We start from the raw sequence: 17,300 nt of genomic DNA on the forward strand, positions 1-17,300 counted from the left end.
CCGGAAGTGCACGAGAGCAGCACGGCGGGCGGCGGGGACGAGTCACCCCGCGAGGACGGCGCGGCCACCGACGGCGCGCGGCCGGGCGGCGAGCCGGCCGGCGGAGGGAAGACCGGCAGCGGGAAGGCCGGCGGCGAGCAGCCGGACGGCGGGCAGGCGGGCGGCGACGAGGCCGGTACCCGTACGCAGGGGGGCACCGCGGACGCGCAGGACGCCGGGGCCGCCGAGCCGCCCCGGGTGCGGCGCGCGCCCGAACGCAGCCAGGCCGAGCAGGACGAGATCTTCGCCGCGCTGGTCGCCCAGTTCGACGACCCGGTCGACCTCAACAACCCGAACTGGCCGGAGATCGAGAACCTCCGGGCGCGGGGCGAGCTCAAGGGCGGCTTCAAGGACGGCGGCGGCCCCGCCGAGCCGGGCGACCTCGCCGACCTGGCGCCCCAGCCGCGTCCCCGCTCCAACCGGCCGGTGATGCCGGCCGCCGGGTCCGGCCCGCGCGACTTCGAGCTGACCGAGGGGACCGAGGAGGACCACTTCGTCCCGCCGGAGCCCCCGCCGCTGCCGACCGCCGACACCACCGCCAAGTTCGCCTGGCTCGCCGTACTCGGCGGCCCGGCCCTGCTGCTCTTCGACGCGGTGGTCTGGCGCGAGGTCTCCGGCTGGCCGGCCTGGCTCGGGGTGGCCGCCTTCCTGGGCGGCTTCGCGACGCTGGTGGTCCGGATGAAGGAGCACGACGAGGACGAGCCCGAGGACCCGCACGGCGGCGCCGTCGTCTGATCCGGCCGGGTACCGGCCCGACGCGGGCCGGCCCCGGCGGGCGCCGACCGGTGCGGGCCGGCGCGGGCGGGTGCCGCCGCGCGTCAGCCCGCCGGCAGCTCCAGGACGGCGAGTACCGGCAGGTGGTCGGTCGCGGCCCGCAGGTCGGCCCCGGTGACGCCGGGCAGCCCGTGCGGGACCCCGCAGGCGAGCACCCGCACGCCCGGGGTGGCGAACACGGCGTCGAGCCGCTGGTAGGGGTTGTCGGGGACGGACGTCATCTCGCCGCCCCACGGCGCGACCGCGTACCCGTCCTGCAGCCGCCCGGCCAGCATCCGCCAGCCCGGCCCGTCCGGGTGCTCGTTGAAGTCGCCCGCCACGACGCCGGATCCGGCGTACCGCAGCTGTTCGGGCAGCAGCCCGAACTGCCGGAACCGCTCGTCCGCGTCCAGGCTCAGGTGGCAGGTGGTGACGGTGAACGGCGCCGCACCGGGGGTACGGAGCAGCGCGGTGGCGAAGCCGCGCGCGTGCAGCCCGCGGGTCTTCGGCAGCAGCCGGTCGTGCACGGCCAGCACCTCGACGCCGGGCCGGCCGAGCAGTAGCGGGCCGGCGGCGATCCGGCCGCCGCCGGAGAGGATCACCGTCCCGGTCCGCCGGGCCAGCCACGCGGCCTGCCCCTCGGGCCGCCAGTAGCGGGGCGACTCCTGGACGCAGACGACGTCCGGCGCGCAGGCCCGGATCACCCGGACCAGGGCGTTCCGGTCGTCCCGCAGCGAGCGGACGTTGTAGCTGAGCAGCCGCAGCCGGCGCGGCCCGGGCGGCGGCAGTTCGGCCGGTCCGGTGGTCATGGCGGTCCTCCCCTGGGGCGTCCTCGGGGACGACCGTACGGCAGGACGCGGCCCCGGGGGCCGGAAACACGACGGCGGCGGCCCGGGCGGGCCGCCGCCGTGCACGGAGGAGCGAGGGGTCAGATCGTGCGGGCCAGGTCGGCCGCGCCGGCGATCCCGGCCGCCGAGCCCGTCGACGAGAGCACCACCTCGGCGCGGGGGCGGTGCACGCCACCGGTCAGGTACTGCTCGAAGGCCTTGGCGACCGGGTCGAGCAGCAGCCGGCCGGAGTCGGAGACGCCGCCGCCGAGCACGAAGACGCCCGGGTCGAAGAGCGCGGCGAGGTCGGCCATCCCCCGGCCCAGCCAGTCGGCCAGCTCGGCGTAGCACTCCAGGGCGAGCGGGTCGCCCTCCTCGGCGGCCTGGGTGATGTGGATGCCGCGGATGGTCTCGGCGACGCCGTCGTTGAGCTCCAGCATCCGCTTGCCGCGGAGCGGGTCGGCGGCCGACTTCTCCCGGCCGTACCGGCGCAGCGCCCGGCCCGATCCGTACTGCTCCCAGCAGCCCTTGCCGCCGCAGCCGCAGGGCAGGCCGTCCGGGACCATGTTGAGGTGGCCGATCTCGCCGGCCACGCCGAACCGGCCGCGGTGCAGCCGGCCGTCCAGGACGAGGCCGCCGCCGATGCCGGTGCCGACGGTGATCAGCACCATGTCGGAGTGCCCGGCGGCCGCGCCGTAGCGGTACTCGGCCCAGGCGGCGCAGTTCGCGTCGTTCTCGACGACCGCGGGCAGGCCGGTGAGCTCCTCGATCCGGCCGCGCAGCGGTTCGTCCTCCCAGTCGATGTTGGGGGCGAAGATCACCGTGGAGCGGTCGCGGTCCACGAAGCCGGGGGCGCCGATGCCGGCCGCGGCCACGTCGGGGTACTGCTCCTTGAGCTCGCGCACGGCCTGCGCGATGGCGTCGACCGCCCACTGCGGGTCGGCCGGGGTCGGCACCCTGGTCCGGGCCAGGATCTCGCCGGCCTCGTCGACCACGCCTGCCGCGATCTTGGTCCCGCCGACGTCGACGCCGATGGTCAGAGCCATGTGTCCCTCAGCTATTCACTCGATCCCGCTGGACGGAACGCTACCGCCCAACCCTGCCCCCGTACACACCGTCGCATACATTAACCGAAGACAATCCGACCAGGACGCGCCCGATCCCCTTCAAAAGTCGTACATTTTCTCCGGTGGCGTCACAGGCCGAAGCCGACGGATGACCAGGGCGGGACCAGGGGTTCACTGCTTGTCGGACGGCCCCTCAGGCGTGGCGGGCCCGACCGGGGCGGCCGGAGCGCCCGCGAGGCGGCGGAGGGTGGGCGGGAGGCGGCGGACCGTCGGGCGCGCCGGGCTACTCGGGCGCGCCGGGCCGTCCGGGCACGTCCGGCTGCCCGGGCGCGCCGGGAGCGTCGGAGGTGCCGGGAGTGTCGGAGGTACCGGGAGCGTCGGCCGAGCCGGGAGCGTCGAGGTCGACCCGCTCGCTGCGGGCCGGCTCCCCCGCGGTCCAGCGGTGCTCGTGGCCGGCCACCGCGGCCCGGTAGGCGGCGAGCAGCTCGGTCCCGGCTGCGGCCAGTCCGGTGCCCGCGGCGGCGAGGTGGCCGTACACCTCGGGCTGCTTCTCGCGCAGGCGGTCGGCCATCCCGGCGAGCGAGATCAGGGTCTCGGCGCTCGCCTCCTGCGCCTTCCCCCCGACGGCGGCGGCGAACCGGCGGACCTCGTCCACCAGCGGGCCCAGCTCCGGCCCGAACGGGTGCGCCTGCGGGCCGTCCCCGCCTGGGCCGTCCTGCTCGTTGGTGGGCTCGGTCCGGTCGGTGGTGGTCATCGCGGGCGCCTCCTCAGCTGTGGTGGCCGCGTCCACGGCCACCGGTCCCGACGCTACCGGACCACCGGGAACGCCCCGACCGGCCTCAGCTCCGGGGCCAGAGCGCCGGATCCGGCGCGAAGCGGACGGTGAGCGCCCCGTCGTGCAGACCCGCGCCGGCGACGGTGCAACGGCGCAGCGCCGACGGCAGGGTGAGCACCCGTCGGTGGGCGCCGAGTCCGACCACCAGTTCGTCGCCGCGCCGGACCAGGTCGAGGTCCGCACGTTCGGAGCCGGGCAGGGCGAGGTGCCAGACCAGCAGCCCCTCGGCGGCCAGCCGGTCCTCGACGGTCCAGGGCTCGGCCGGACGCGGCTCCGGACCGGGGCCGGCCCCGTAGAGGCGGTCGGCGACGGCCTCCAGGGTGGCCTCGGCGAACCCCGTGGTCAGCACCGGAACGCCGTCCGAGGCGGCGGCCAGTTCGGCCAGCTCCTCCCGGCGGCGGCCGGCCAGCGCGGCCAGCCACGGGTCGGGCGAGTCGACGGCGCCGTCCGGCAGCGCACCGTGCACCACCACGGCGTCCGGCCGGTGGCCGTGCAGGGCCAGCCCGGCCCGGATCCGGCGCAGCCCGGCGAAGGGGTGGGCGTCGGCGGCGGTGACCAGCCGGACGGTGGTGCCGGGCGCGGAGATCGCGGCGCGCGCCTCGGCGAGCGCGCCGGCCGCCTTGCCGCGGGCCTCGTACAGCCAGTCGGCGGGCATCGGCACGCCGGCGAGGCCGGCCAGCAGCGGGCGCAGGGCCCGGGCGGCCTGCCGCTGCTCGGGCGCGAGCCGGGCCAGGTAGCGCTCCAGCTGCTCGGGCAGGGCCAGGGTGGCGATCAGGTCGGCGGGCGGCGGGGCGAGCACGACCAGCACGTCCGCGTCGGCGGCCGGCAGGGCGCGCAGCAGCGCGAGCCGTGCGGTGCCGGGGAGGGCGGTGAGCTCCTCCGGGTCGAGCGGATCGGCGCCGAGCAGGTCGAGCGCGGGCTTGAGCCGGCCGCCGACCACGTCGAGGGCGCGCCGGAAGGCGGCCTGCTCGTCGATCCGGGCGACGGTGAGGCCGGGCGCGTAGGGCTCGGGCGCGGACTCCAGCCGGGTACCGAGGACGGCGTCCAGGGTCCGGTGCGGGTCGTCGGCGGCCAGCAGCAGGGTGCGCCGGCCCTGCCGGGCGGCGTGCAGGGCGGTGGCGGCGGCCACCGTCGGTGCCGCCGTGTCGCCGCTGACCAGGATGGTGCGTGTCGCCGTCATGCCGTACTGCCCCCGTTCGCCCGCCGTCAGCCCTCGACGGTGCTGGTGGTGCCGGTGGTGCCGGTGTCCTCGACCCGCTTCTTCAGGCCGGCCAGGGCACGGTCGATGATGACCTTCTCGGCCTTGCGCTTGATCATGCCGAGCATCGGGATCTTGACGTCCACGGCGAGCTGGTAGGTGACCTCGGTGCGGTCGGTACCGAGCGGGGCCAGGGTGTAGGAGCCGTCCAGCGAGCGGAGCATCTGGCTGCGGACCAGCGTCCAGCCGACCTCGCGGTCGCCGTCCCAGTTGTAGGCGAGGACGTGCTCGTCACGGATCGCGCCGGCGTCGAGCAGCAGCCTGACCTGTGCGGCACGGCCGTTCTCGGCGGTCTCCAGCACCTCGATCTCCTTGACCTCACCGGTCCAGGCCGGGTAGGCGGCGAAGTCGGCGATCACGGCCATGACCGCCGCCGGGGTCGCGTCGATGGTGATGCTCGACCTGGTGTGCTCCGCCATGGAATGGCCCTCCGCGTCGTCCCTTGCTGCCGTCCCGGCCGAGCCTGCTCGGTCGGGTGCGCCCGGAGCAGGCTATCGCGACCGGCGATCTCCGCCGCCCGCGGTCCGCCGCCCGGCCCGCCCCGCGGAGGGCGGGCGGGGTCGCCCTCCTGGGCCGGGCCGGTGGCTACCGGCCGGTCACCCCGGGGCTGTCGTAGGGTGCCATTCGAACGACCGGGTCCCGACCTGGTCGGACGGGTCAAGGTGTGACACTTCGAACACCGGGGCCGACCCCCCTGGTCGAAGCCGCCTACCGGGCAGTAACGTCCTGCCGTCCCGCAGCGTCGCGAACGAGGAGCAGTCTTGCTCGACTTCAGCCTTCCGGCCCTCTACCAGGTACCGAGCGGCGGTAACCTCTCCGACCTCGTGCACCAGAACGCCGAGCGGCACCCCGAGGTCGTGGTGCTCAGCCGCAAGGTGGACGGCCGGTGGCAGGAGTTGACCGCCGCCCAGTTCCTCGTCGAGGTGCACGCCGCCGCGAAGGGCCTGATCGCCACCGGCATCCGGCCGGGCGACCGGGTGGGCATCATGTCCCGCACCCGGTACGAGTGGACCCTGCTGGACTTCGCGATCTGGACGGCCGGCGCGATCACCGTGCCGGTGTACGAGACCTCCTCCGCCGAGCAGGTCGAGTGGATCCTCGGCGACTCCGGGGCGGTCGCCGTCCTGACCGAGACCGCCGCGCACGCCGCGGTGGTCGAGACGGTCCGCGAGCGGCTGCCGGAGCTGGCGCACACCTGGCAGATCGAGGACGGCGCGCTGGCCGCGCTGGCCGAGGCCGGCCGCAGGGTCGCCGACGCGACCGTCACCGAGCGCCGCTCGGTGGCCACCGCCGACTCGGTCGCCACCATCGTCTACACCTCGGGCACCACCGGCCGCCCGAAGGGCTGTCAGCTGACCCACGCGAACTTCCTGGCCGAGTGCGGCAACGTGGTGGAGCGCCTCGCCCCGCTGTTCCGTACCGGCGAGAGTTCCGTCCTGCTCTTCCTGCCGCTCGCGCACGTGCTCGCCCGGATCGCCGAGATCGCCCCGGCGATGGCCCCGATCAAGCTCGGGCACGTCTCCGACATCAAGGACGTCACGGCGGAGCTGGCGTCCTTCCGCCCGACCCTGATCCTGGGTGTGCCGCGGGTCTTCGAGAAGGTGTACAACACGGCGCGCGCCAAGGCCCAGGCCGACGGCAAGGGCAAGATCTTCGACAAGGCCGCCGACACCGCGATCGCGTACAGCCGGGCGCTGGACGCCGGCGGCGCCGGGCTGCTGCTCAAGCTGAAGCACGCGGTCTTCGACAAGCTGGTCTACAGCAAGCTGCGGGCCGCGCTCGGCGGCCGTGCGACCCACGCGATCTCCGGCGGCGCCCCGCTCGGCGAGCGGCTCGGCCACTTCTACCGGGGCATCGGCTTCACCGTGCTGGAGGGCTACGGCCTGACCGAGACCTGCGCGGCCACCGCCTTCAACCCGTGGGACAAGCCGAAGATCGGCACGGTCGGCCAGCCGCTGCCCGGCTCCGCCGTACGGATCGCCGAGGACGGCGAGGTGCTGTTCAAGGGTCCGCAGGTGTTCACCGGCTACTGGAACAACCCGCAGGCGACCGCCGACACCCTGAAGGACGGCTGGATCTCGACCGGCGACCTCGGTTCGCTGGACGACGAGGGCTACCTCACCATCACCGGCCGCAAGAAGGAGATCATCGTCACCGCGGGCGGCAAGAACGTCGCCCCGGCGGTGATCGAGGACCGCATCCGGGCGCACGCACTGGTCGGCGAGGTCATGGTGGTCGGCGACCGCAAGCCGTTCGTCGCCTGCCTGCTCACCGTGGACGAGGACTTCTTCCCGAAGTGGAAGGAGCTGAACGGCAAGCCGGCCACCGCCACCGTGGCCGAGCTGCGCGAGGACGCGGACCTGCTGGCCGCCCTGCAGTCCGCGGTGGACGACGGCAACGCGGCCGTCTCGCACGCCGAGGCCGTCAAGAAGTTCCGCCTGCTGGACACCGTCCTCTCCGAGGAGAGCGGCCACCTGACGCCCTCGCTCAAGCTCAAGCGGAACGTCGTGCTGAAGGACTTCGCGGCCGACGTCGAGTCGATCTACCAGCGCTAGGACTCGCCCGCCCCCGTCCGGCCCGGTCACCGGTACGGCCCGTCCCCTCGGAACGACGGGGCGGGCCGTCCGGCGGCGTCAGCCGGCCAGCAGCGAGGTCAGCCGCCCGGCCAGGAGGTCCCAGCGCCAGGAGCGGTCGACCCAGCGCCGCCCGGCCTCGCCCATCCTCCGGCGCAGTTCCTCGTCCTTCAGCAGCCGGACGATCCGCTCGGCCGCCGCCGCGGGCGAGCCGCCCGGCACGACGTAGCCGGTCTCGCCCTCCAGCACCGCGTCCGGCGCGCCTCCGGAGTCCCCGGCCACCACCGGCAGCCCGGTCGCCGAGGCCTCCAGGTAGACGATGCCGAGGCCCTCGACGTCCAGCCCGCCGCGGCGGGTGCGGCAGGGCATGGCGAAGACGTCCCCGGCGCCGTAGTGGGCGGGCAGCTCCTCCCAGGGCACCGAGCCGGTGAACCACACCGAGGGGCGCACGCCCCGGGCGTCCACCAGCTTCTCCAGCTCCGCCCGGTACGGGCCCCCGCCGACGATCAGCAGGACGGCGTCCGGCACGTCGGCGAGGATCTGCGGCATCGCCTCGATCAGGGTGTCCTGGCCCTTGCGCGGCACCAGCCGGGAGACGCAGACCACCACCGGACGGCCCGCCAGGCCGAGCCGCTCACGGACCGCGGCGCCGCCGGAGTCCGGGTGGAAGGTCCGCTCGTCCACGCCGGGCGGCAGCTGCACCATCCGCGCGGCGGCCGTCGGCCCGACCGCGTCGGCGATCCGGGAGCGGGTGTACTCGCCGAGGTAGGTGAGGGTGTCGGTGCCTTCGCCGATCCGGCGCAGCAGCTGCCGGGCGACCGGCAGTTGGGCCCAGGCGGCCTCGTGGCCGTGGGTCATCCCGAGCAGCCGGCCGGCCCCGGCCCGGCGCAGCGCGGGGGCCATCAGGCCGAGCGGGGCGGCGGCGCCGAACCAGACCGAGTCGCACCGCTCGGCCCGGAGGATCTCGGCGGCCCGCCGGGTGACCCGGGGTGTGGGAACCATCACCTTCGTCCGGTCCCGGATCACCGGGAACGGCTGCTCGGCGTCGAACCGCGCCACCTCGCCGCCGTCGCGCCAGCTGGAGGCGTACACGACGACGCTCCCTGCGGGCTGACGGACGGCCATGTTGTGGACGAAGGCCTGGATGCCGCCGGGCCTGGGCGGGAAGTCGTTGGTGACGATCAAGGTCTTGTGCATCAGGCGACGGCTCGCTCGGTCGGGGGGTGCTCGGTGTACCGCTGGGTGATCCGTACGATAGGTCAACACCATGACCCGCCGGGAACGGAACCGCGCACGGCAACCGTTCCATCCCCGGGTCTGTCCTAGAACCTAGGCGGCCGGTGCGGCCGGGCCGGCGGACGGCGCCGGCCCGGCACCGGCGGCCCGGGCGTCCGTCGCACGGCGCCTCCGGTGGGACGTCCGAGACGAACGAGGGAGCGCAGTGGAGTTGGCCCCGGCCACCGAGTCCGGTTCACCCATCGGCGTCGCCGGCTCCGGCACGGCGCTGGCGGTCCGGCAGGGGCCCGTCCAGGGCCCTGCGCGCCCCTCCGGGCGGGCCGGGGCGCTGCTCGCGCTCGGCGGGAGCTGGGTGGCCTCCCGGGCGCTGCTGCTGCTCCTGGTGACCGGCGTGCTGCGGATGCCCGGCGGGGACATCACCGCCGACGTCTGGATCATCTACCACGCCTGGTACGGCGTCCTGCAGACCGGCACCTTCCCGCTCGACGACGTCACCTGGCAGTACCCGCCCGGCGCCGCCCTGGTGATCATGCTGCCGGGGCTGCTGCCCTGGTCGTACCTGGTGTCGTTCTGGGTGATCTGCGGGATCGCCGACGCGGCCGCGATGGCCCTGCTGGTCCGCACCGGCCTGCGCAGGGGCCGGGCGCTGACCGGCGCCTGGGTCTGGGTGGCGGGCGTACCGCTGCTCGGCCCGATGATCTACAACCGCTACGACGTGATCGTCACCGCGATCGCGGTGGCCGGCCTGCTCGCGCTGATCCGCCGTCCGGCCGTCGGCGGGCTGCTGCTGGGCCTCGGCGGGATCATCAAGATCTGGCCGCTGTTCGGCCTGATCGGCACCCCGTCCGGCCGGCGGACCCGCCGTTCCTGGACGGCCGCCGCCGCCACGACCGCGGCGATCGGCTTCCTGCTGGCCGCCGGGATGAACGGCGCGTTCAGGTTCCTGACGTTCCAGAAGGACCGCGGCATCGAGGTGGAGTCGGTCGGCGCGCTGCCGATCCACTTCGCCCGGATCGCCGGTGCCTGGGACGGCAAGGTGCTGATGAACTACGGCTCCGTCGAGATGCTCGGACCGTGGGTGCCGGTGGTCTCCAAGGTCATGCTGGCCGGCTCGGTCCTGGGCTTCGGCTGGCTGCTGCTGTGGCGGTTCACCGCCCGCCGGCGGAACGCGGCCACCATGTACGACGCGGCGCTGGCCGCCCTGCTGATCTTCACCGTCACCAGCCGGGTGATCAGCCCGCAGTACCTGGTCTGGCTGGTCGGCGCGGCCGCGGTCTGCCTGACGGTGCGCGGCACCAGCCAGCGGCCGGTCGCCCTGCTCGTCCTGGCCGCGACGCCGCTGACCCTGGTGGAGTTCCCGCTGATCTTCGGTGACGTGGTGGACAGCAAGCCGACCGCGATCGCCGTGCTGACCCTGCGCAACCTGCTGCTGCTGGCCGCCACCTGGGTCTCCTGCGTCCGGCTCTGGCGCTCCACCCGGCGCGCCGAGCGGCTCCCGGCCACCGTGGTGCTGCCCCGCCCGGAGCAGGTCCCGGCCGCCGCCTCCGCCTACTCGGTCCGCCCGGGCATCGCGTACGAGCAGGACCTGCTGGACGGCATCGACCGGCCCACCGCCCGCAGCGAACGCTGACCGGGGCGGACGGTCGGCGGCTCCGGCCAGCTGTCACCGGGCGGCCCGCGACTACCCCGCCAGGCCCCGTACCTCGGTGAGCCAGAGCCGGGTGAACTCGGCCAGCCCGAGGCCCAGCCCGTCGCGGAGGAGCCCGTCCAGCCACGCCTCCCGGTCGGCCCCCGGGCCGGCCTCGCCGACCGCCCGGTAGAGCGCCACCAGCCGCTGCGGCCCGTACCGGCGCGCGATCAGGTCACAGGCCAGCCAGGCCTGCTCGTAGGCCTGGGCGATGCCGCCGGCGCCGGCCGTGAAGTCCCCGTCCCCGGGCAGCGCGACGGGCACCCTCCCGGCGGCGACGTCCCGGGCCAGCTCGGGGGCTATCCGCCGGGCCGGGCGGCCCGAGTCGCGGTACCCGGTCCAGTCGGCGACCCCCTCGGAGAGCCAGAGCGGCGTCCAGGCCCGGGTGTCGGCGCGGGTGGCCACGTGTACCGCCTCGTGCGTCGTCACCACCTGCCGGCCGAAGTCGCTCAGCCGCCCGTACGCCCCGGGGTTGACCACGATCCGGTCGGCCGGGGCGTGCCGCGGCGCCCCGGGGGCCGCGACGGTGACCGCCGCCATCCCGGACCAGCCGGGCGAGCCGCCCGCCACCAGCCGGGCGAACTGCTCCTCGGTGGCCGGCAGGTGGAACAGCAGCCGGCCCGCCCAGTCGCTGCCCCAGAGCGCCTCGACCGCCGGGACGGCGCGGTCGCCGGCGGCGGCCAGCCCGGCCAGCGCGGGCGGATCCGCCGGGCCGAGCACCAGGCAGCGCTCACCGGCGGCGGCGCGGACGGCACCGAGGTCCCAGAGCGGGGGCGGGCCGTCGAGTCCCTCCTCCCGCTCCACCCGCCGGTCCCCGGCACTCCCGGCCAGCGTCAGCCGGCGCGGGTACACCACCGGCTGCTCGTCGTACCCGGTCACCGTGACCGCCAGCTCGGCGGTGGCGGAGCACCGACCGGCCGGGTCCACCGGACCGAGCAGCAGGTTGCGGTAGACCGCCCGGACCGGCAGGGCGGGCGGCCCCGCGGTCAGTGCCCGGGCCCGCTCGTCCAGCGCCGCGAGGACCTCGGCGTGCTCGTCGGCCGCGGCCGACGCCGGAGCGGCCCGGCCGGCCCCTGGCATCGAGAGCTGGGCCAGACCGGCGGCCGCGAGCAACAGGGCGCCGCGCCGGGACAGCGTCCGGCCGCCGCCCGTGGCGCCGGCCGGGGAGGGGCCGGGGCGGCTCAGAGCCGGATCACCCCCGCGACCGGCATCGCGCCGACGCTCTCGTAGCGGACCTTGGCCCCCGGGTACGGGGCGTGCACGATCACGCCGCCGCCGGCGTACATCCCGACGTGGTGCATGTCCCGGTAGAAGATCACCAGGTCTCCCGGCCGCGCTTCGGAGAGTCCCACCCGCCGGCCGGCGTACGCCTGGGCCTGCGAGGTGCGCGGCAGGGTCACTCCGGCCTGCCGCCAACTCCAGTACATCAGACCGGAACAGTCGAACGCCTTGGGCCCGGTGGATCCGTACACGTAGGGCGAGCCGATCATCTTGACGGCGGCGGCCAGCGCGGCGGCGCCCCGCTCGGAGGCGGGCGGGGCGGTCCCGAGGTCCAGCCGGTCGGTGCCGCGCGTGGCCCGCTGCTCCGCCTCCCGGGCGTCCTGCGCCGCCAGCCGGGCCCGCTCGACGACGCCGAGGCTGTTGAGGAGCCGCTGCGCCTTGGCCAGCCGCTGCTGGATCTGCTGCTTGCTCTCGGCGAGCGCCTTGCGGGTCTGGTCCAGCTCGGCGAGCTTGGCGGACGTCTCGGCGCGGCGCTGGTCGAGTCCGCGCTGCCGGGCGACCACCTCGCGGAGCGTCTCGTTCTGCCGCTCGGCGGCCTGGTCGAGGCTGCGGGCCCGGGAGAGGTAGCCCGCCGGGTCGGCGGAGAGCATCAGCTGCACGGTCTGCGCCATGCCGCCGCCCCGGTACTCGGCGCCGGCCACCGCCGCGAGGTCGCCGCGGAGCTGGTTGAGCTCGTCCTGGGCGACGGCGGTCTGCTGCTGGAGCGTGCCGGTCTCGTGCTGGAGCTTCTGCTGGGCCTCCTGGGCGGCGTTGTGCCGCTCGGAGGCCTGCTCGGCCTCCTCGTACAGCTGCTCCACCTGGGCCTTGACGTCCTTGCGGTTGGCGGGCCCGTCCGGGGAGCCGGGCGCCGCCTGGGCGGTGCCTCCGGTCGCCACACCCAGCGCGGTGGTGGCCGCCGCGGTGAGCACCAGCGCCCGGGCGAGGGCGTGCGCACCTGACAGCGGGGAACGGCGGTGCACGGGCATGCGGCGTCGGCTCCGATCCTGCGGCAACGGCCCGCCGCCGCCCCGGGGAGGACGGCTGGAAGCGGGAGTCCGGTGGCAGACGTTAGCGAGTCCGGGCAACCGAGTCCAAACCCCTCCCAACCCGAATATTTGACCCTCAATCGGACATCAGCCCGAGCGGGGGAAAAGCCGCAGGCCCGGCCTCCCCTCGCGGGGAGACCGGGCCCGTACGGACCGCGTGATCGGGGATCAGAGGCGCACGATGGAGTTGACCGGCATGTTGGAGGCCGCCTCGTAACGCACCGACGCACCCGGCTTGGGGGCGTGGATGACCTGACCGCCGCCCACGTAGATGCCGACGTGGTGCCGGTCGCCGTAGAAGATGACCAGGTCGCCGGGCTGGGCCTGGGAGATGTCCGAGCCGATCCGGGTACCGGCGCCGGCCTGCGCCTGCGAGGTGCGCGGGAGCGACACGCCCGCCTGGGCGTAGGCCCAGCCGGTGAGGCCGGAGCAGTCGAAGCTGCTCGGGCCGGTGGCGCCGTAGACGTACGGGGCACCGAGCTTGCTCTCGGCCGCGGCGATCGCGGCGGCGGCGCGCGAGCTGTTGGCGGCGGGCGCGGCCGGCTTCGGCGCCGCCGGAGCGGAGGAGGCCGGCGCGGCGGGCGCCTGGGTGGACGGAGCCTGGGCGGACGGCGCGCTGAGGTTGGTGCGGTCGTTCTCGCGGGAGGCGCGCTCGGCGTCGGCCTTCGCCTTGGCGACCTTGGCGGCCTCGGCCTTGGCGGCGTCCGCCTTCGCCTTGGCCTCGGCGGCGGCCTTCTCCTCGGCCGCGCGGATCGCCAGGCGCTCCTGCTCGCTGAGGGTGTTGAACAGGTCCTGGGCCTTCGTCAGCTTGGCCTGGACCTCCTCCTTGGAGGTCTTCAGCTGCTGGGTGGTGGCCTCCAGCTCGCCGAGCTTGTTCTGGGTCTCGGTGCGGTCCTGGTCGAGCCTGCGCTGCTGCTCCTGGAGCTCCTTCAGCGCGCCGGACTGGGTCGAACCGGCCTGGTTCAGGGCGTCGGCCTGGTTGAGGAAGTTGTCCGGGCTGGAGGAGAGCACCAGCTGGACGGTCTGCGATATGCCGCCGGTGCGGTACTGCTCGCCGGCGATCTCGGCGAGGCCGCCCTGCGCCTCGGTCACCACAGCCTGCTGACGGGCCACCTTGTCCTGGAGGTCGCCGACCTGCTTCTGCAGCTCCTGCTGCTTGGCCTGGGCGCCGTTGAGCTTCTCGGTGGCGATCTCGGCCTGCTCGTTGAGCTGGTCGACCTGCTCCTTGACCTGGTCCTTGGTCGGCGTCGGGTCGGCGTGGGCGCCGGACTGCGCGGAAAGGGCGACGGCCGCGGCGGCGAGGCCGGTCATGATCGAGACCCGGGTGCGGCCGGCGGGCTTGGGACGACGATGGGACGCCACGAAGGCGGACTCCTTCTTCCTCATCCGCCTACCGGGTGAGCTGACGGGTTCGGGCGGAAGCGTGCCCTACGACGCCTCACCGGCCGCTCACGCGACCGACCTGGCGCCGATTCACCCCGGAGGAACGTGGTTCCCCGGCTCCACTCCACAGCGCCCCCGACTGCTGGGCTCTCACTCGGACGGGCGACTGCCCGTCCCGCTGTTTCACGAACTCGGCGGGAACCACCGCCGCCACCCGGACTGGGTGATCGACTGTGCGGTGGTTCGAGGTACGACCCTAGTAACAGATCCGTGATCCGTTCAAATCCTTGTCGGAAAAAAGCTAGAAGAATACCGAAGTTCATTTGTGAATATGACCGGGTGTGACCAGCGCCGTACACGGAGCTGATCGTTCCTCACCTCTCGGTCGAACCGGCGGCCGAAACACCCGCGCCACCCCCGTTCGGAGGTGGCGCGGATCACAGGACCTTCGGCGGGCCCGCGGGCGTGTCGTGGCGGACCGTCAAACGGCCGGACACCCCGGCGCGTCAGACGCGGCGGATCGTGTTGATCTTCATCCCGTCGGCCTTCATCACCTTGATCACGTCACCGGTGCGGGGTGCGTGCACCACCATGCCGTTGCCGATGTACATCGCGACGTGGCTGCGGTCGTCGCGGTAGATGATCAGGTCACCGGGCTGCGCCTCGGCGAGCGACGGCACCCGGGTGCCGTAGTTGCCCTGGGCCTGCGAGGTACGCGGCAGCGAGACCCCGGCCTTGCCGTACGCCCAGACCATGAGCCCCGAGCAGTCGAAGCTGTTCGGGCCGGTGGAACCCCAGCCGTACGGCTTGCCCTGCTGGGCCATCGCGAGGGCCACCGCGGAGCCGGCCATGCCGGAGGCCTTCGGGAGCTCACCCAGGTCCGGGCGCTCGGTCCCGCGCGAGGCGCGGTCGGCCTGCTGCTGGGCCGCCTTCAGGGCCGCACGGTCGGCGGCGCTGAGCGAGTTCAGCAGGTCCTGGGCCTCCTTGAGCTTCTTGTTCACCTCCGCCTTGGACTGGTTCAGGTCCTTGGTGGTGGTGTCCAGCGAGGCCAGGACGGCGGCCGCCTCGACCTTCTGCTGGTCCAGCCGGCGCTGCTGGTCCTGGAGCCCCTTGAGCGCCTCGGCCTGGCTGGAGCTGGCCTGCTGCACGCTGCTGGCCTTGTCCAGGTAGCCGGACGGGTCGGAGGAGAGCATCAGCTGGACCGACGGGTCGATGCCGCCGGTGCGGTACTGCGCACCCGCGACCTCGGCCAGCCCGGCCTGAAGCTGGGTCATCTGCTCCTGACCGCGGGCCACCTGGTCCTGGAGCTGGTCAGCCTGCTTGCGCAGCTGGTCGGCCCGCTCCTTGGCGCCGTTGAATCGCTCGGTGGCCTGTTCGGCCTCCTCCTGCAGCTGGTCGATCTGCGCCTTGACGTCGTCCTTCTTGGGCGACGGGCTCGGCGCGGCGTGAGCGGCGACCTGGGCGGAGAGAGCGACCGCGGTCGCAGCGGCCGCGGTGAGCACGGTGACTCGCGCGCGGCTCGGCTGCTTGGGACGGCGGTGGGAGGCCAAAAGACCGGCTCCTTCTTCCAATGGACTCACCTGAACGGGTGAGAATCCGGAAAATAGGTTTGACGCCAGACACTAGTGAAGATCCATGCTTTGCGCCACTCCCCCGTTGGCGTGAACCCGTCCCCCACTCCCTGACTTCACGAGACCCTCACATCGCCGCAATCCCGGCGCTGACCAGGCGTCATTCCCGCCCGCTCGGAACCGGCGCACGGCTACGGCCGGGCCAGCCGATTGAGCAGCAGAACGGAGGCTACAGGGCGCGCGCCCGCCTTCCGTACGCCCTCCGCGACCTCCCGGTCGGTGGAGACCACCACCACCGGGCGCCCCTGCGGCTCGGCCCGCACCAACCGGCGGATCAGCTCGTCCGCCGTCTCCCCCGTTCGGCTGAACCGCACCCGCACGCCGCGCGGCGGCGCCATGATCACCGGCACGTCCAGGTCCTGCCCGTCGAACACGCAGGTGACCTCCGCCTGGGTGCGCTGCGCCAGCATCGCCAGCCCGCCCAGCAGCCGGATCCGCTGCTGCTCCAACGGCAGCGTCGGGTAGCCCGTCTTGGTCACGTTGTAGCCGTCCACCACCAGATGGACCTGCGGGATCGCCAGCAGCTGGTCCAGCAGCGCCGGGTCGTCCTCCGCCAGACCGCGCCGCGCCACGTCGTGCGGCGAGGCCGAACCCGGCACCACCGCCTCCACCAGGTCCGCCGGACGGATCTGGGACACCGGGAGCGCCAGCTCCCGCTGCAGCCCCTGGGCCGACTGGAGGACGGCGTCCAGCAGCAGCCGCAGCCGCATGTCCTCGACGCTGCGCCCCTCGCGGGCCGACCGGCGGCCCTGCTCGACGGCGGTCTCCAGCTCCGACACCCGGTGCCGCAGCCGCCGCGTCTCGCTCTCGCCGGCACTCCGCTCGGCCGCCGCCTGCGCCTTGACCGCCTCGAACTCGACGGCCAGCTTGCGGGTCTCGGCCTGCGCCCGGCGGGTGTCGCTCTCCAGCGAACGGACCTTCCGGCGCAGCGACTCGGCCTCCTTGCGGACGTCCTCCGACTCGCTCCGCTGCCGGTCGAGGTCGGCACGGGCGGCGGCCCGCACCTCGGCCAGCTCGGCCTGCAGCTTCTCCACCAGCCGGGCCGCCTCGGCCGCCGCACCTTCGGCGCCGGCCCGCTCGGCCTCCTCGCCCGCCTCCGCGACCAGGCGGCTCCAGCCCGCCGACCGGACCAGGTACGCGGCCGCGGCCACGTCCATCGGATCGGCGGCACCCGGAACGGTGCCCGACTCCAGCGCCCGGACCAGATCGGGCTGGCCCAGCCGCAGCCGCTCCGCTATCCGCACGCGGAAGGCCGGCTCGGACTCCAGCGCGGCGGCCAGCGCGGTGGCCGCGTACTTGGCCCGACGGGCCGGGGTGAACTTGGCGTACTGGCGCAGCGACTGGGGCAGCTCGCCGAGCGGCAGCCCGCCGAGCGCGTCGGCGGCCAGGCCGACCACCCGTCGGCGCACCCCCTCGGGCAGCGGCCGGTCCAGCTTCTCGGCAGGCGTCTCAGCGGGCGCATCGGCAGGCGCATCGGCAGGCGTCTCGGTGGGCCGTTCGCCGGACGGCTCCTCCGCCGTCGACGGCGTCAGCCCGTCACGGTCGCCCGCCCCACCGACACCGGAGGGCCCGTCGTGCCCACCCTGCTCGCCCGGCCCGTCGACGGCTGCCGCCGGTTCGTCACCGCCACCGGGCTCCTCACCGCCGGCCACCTCGGCCGCGGCGCCGGAACCGAAGGGAGCGGCCACGGCCGCGTCCGGCGCCT

At 74.7% G+C, this 17,300-nt stretch carries 14 protein-coding genes and 1 riboswitch; of the genes, 3 read left to right on the forward strand and 11 right to left on the reverse strand.

Translation table 11 applies throughout. The features are described from left to right. The first annotated feature begins 6 nt into the window (after positions 1-6). The gene (locus ACFWOG_RS00625; RefSeq protein WP_380353401.1) at positions 7-774 is read left to right on the forward strand and encodes a hypothetical protein; all 768 of its coding nucleotides are present in this window, start codon (positions 7-9) and stop codon (positions 772-774) included. A gap of 83 nt (positions 775-857) precedes the next feature. On the opposite strand, the gene ACFWOG_RS00630 is transcribed toward ACFWOG_RS00625, so the two are convergent. From ACFWOG_RS00630 to ACFWOG_RS00650, 5 genes are all read right to left on the reverse strand, one after another. Beyond that, positions 858-1,601 carry an endonuclease/exonuclease/phosphatase family protein gene (locus ACFWOG_RS00630; protein ID WP_355406927.1) on the reverse strand — a complete coding sequence of 248 codons (744 nt, stop codon included), beginning with the start codon at positions 1,599-1,601 and terminating at the stop codon, positions 858-860. 119 nt (positions 1,602-1,720) lie between these two features. After that, positions 1,721-2,665, reverse strand: coding sequence for an ROK family glucokinase (locus tag ACFWOG_RS00635; RefSeq protein ID WP_329952014.1), 945 nt, complete (start codon positions 2,663-2,665; stop codon positions 1,721-1,723). A gap of 304 nt (positions 2,666-2,969) precedes the next feature. Then, positions 2,970-3,440 (reverse strand): DUF5304 family protein, encoded by a 471-nt coding sequence (locus tag ACFWOG_RS00640; protein WP_380353405.1) that lies wholly within the window; start codon positions 3,438-3,440, stop codon positions 2,970-2,972. 85 nt (positions 3,441-3,525) lie between these two features. Beyond that, positions 3,526-4,701 (reverse strand): ArsA-related P-loop ATPase, encoded by a 1,176-nt coding sequence (locus ACFWOG_RS00645; protein WP_329952012.1) that lies wholly within the window; start codon positions 4,699-4,701, stop codon positions 3,526-3,528. A 26-nt stretch (positions 4,702-4,727) separates the two neighbouring features. Then, the gene (locus ACFWOG_RS00650; RefSeq protein WP_329952011.1) at positions 4,728-5,198 is read right to left on the reverse strand and encodes an SRPBCC family protein; all 471 of its coding nucleotides are present in this window, start codon (positions 5,196-5,198) and stop codon (positions 4,728-4,730) included. Positions 5,199-5,540: 342 nt separating this feature from the next. Between ACFWOG_RS00650 and ACFWOG_RS00655 the strand changes: the two genes are divergently transcribed. After that, positions 5,541-7,334 carry an AMP-dependent synthetase/ligase gene (locus ACFWOG_RS00655; RefSeq protein WP_329952010.1) on the forward strand — a complete coding sequence of 598 codons (1,794 nt, stop codon included), beginning with the start codon at positions 5,541-5,543 and terminating at the stop codon, positions 7,332-7,334. Positions 7,335-7,412: 78 nt separating this feature from the next. Here ACFWOG_RS00655 and ACFWOG_RS00660 read toward each other — a convergent pair whose 3' ends face one another. Beyond that, positions 7,413-8,549, reverse strand: coding sequence for a glycosyltransferase family 4 protein (locus ACFWOG_RS00660; RefSeq protein WP_380353409.1), 1,137 nt, complete (start codon positions 8,547-8,549; stop codon positions 7,413-7,415). A gap of 244 nt (positions 8,550-8,793) precedes the next feature. On the opposite strand from ACFWOG_RS00660, the gene ACFWOG_RS00665 reads away from it, so the two are divergent. Next, positions 8,794-10,218, forward strand: a complete 1,425-nt coding sequence (locus ACFWOG_RS00665; protein ID WP_329952008.1) for a glycosyltransferase family 87 protein — start codon at positions 8,794-8,796, stop codon at positions 10,216-10,218. 51 nt (positions 10,219-10,269) lie between these two features. On the opposite strand, the gene ACFWOG_RS00670 is transcribed toward ACFWOG_RS00665, so the two are convergent. The 5 genes from ACFWOG_RS00670 to ACFWOG_RS00690 form a co-directional block, all read right to left on the reverse strand. Next, a complete protein-coding gene (locus ACFWOG_RS00670) occupies positions 10,270-11,388 on the reverse strand; it encodes a hypothetical protein (protein WP_380353412.1) in 1,119 nt (372 codons plus the stop codon). Positions 11,389-11,456: 68 nt separating this feature from the next. After that, positions 11,457-12,521 carry an NlpC/P60 family protein gene (locus tag ACFWOG_RS00675; RefSeq protein ID WP_329882190.1) on the reverse strand — a complete coding sequence of 355 codons (1,065 nt, stop codon included), beginning with the start codon at positions 12,519-12,521 and terminating at the stop codon, positions 11,457-11,459. A 228-nt stretch (positions 12,522-12,749) separates the two neighbouring features. Next, a complete protein-coding gene (locus ACFWOG_RS00680; RefSeq protein ID WP_380353415.1) occupies positions 12,750-13,943 on the reverse strand; it encodes an NlpC/P60 family protein in 1,194 nt (397 codons plus the stop codon). A 10-nt stretch (positions 13,944-13,953) separates the two neighbouring features. After that, positions 13,954-14,106, reverse strand: a riboswitch (cyclic di-AMP (ydaO/yuaA leader). 364 nt (positions 14,107-14,470) lie between these two features. Continuing rightward, positions 14,471-15,514 (reverse strand): NlpC/P60 family protein, encoded by a 1,044-nt coding sequence (locus ACFWOG_RS00685; RefSeq protein ID WP_329882191.1) that lies wholly within the window; start codon positions 15,512-15,514, stop codon positions 14,471-14,473. A gap of 212 nt (positions 15,515-15,726) precedes the next feature. Further along, positions 15,727-17,127: an NYN domain-containing protein gene (locus ACFWOG_RS00690; protein WP_380353495.1), complete on the reverse strand. Its 1,401-nt coding sequence runs from the start codon at positions 17,125-17,127 to the stop codon at positions 15,727-15,729. Positions 17,128-17,300 lie beyond the last annotated feature (173 nt).

The organism is Kitasatospora sp. NPDC058406 (assembly GCF_042722765.1).
Classification (GTDB): Bacteria; Actinomycetota; Actinomycetes; order Streptomycetales; family Streptomycetaceae; genus Kitasatospora.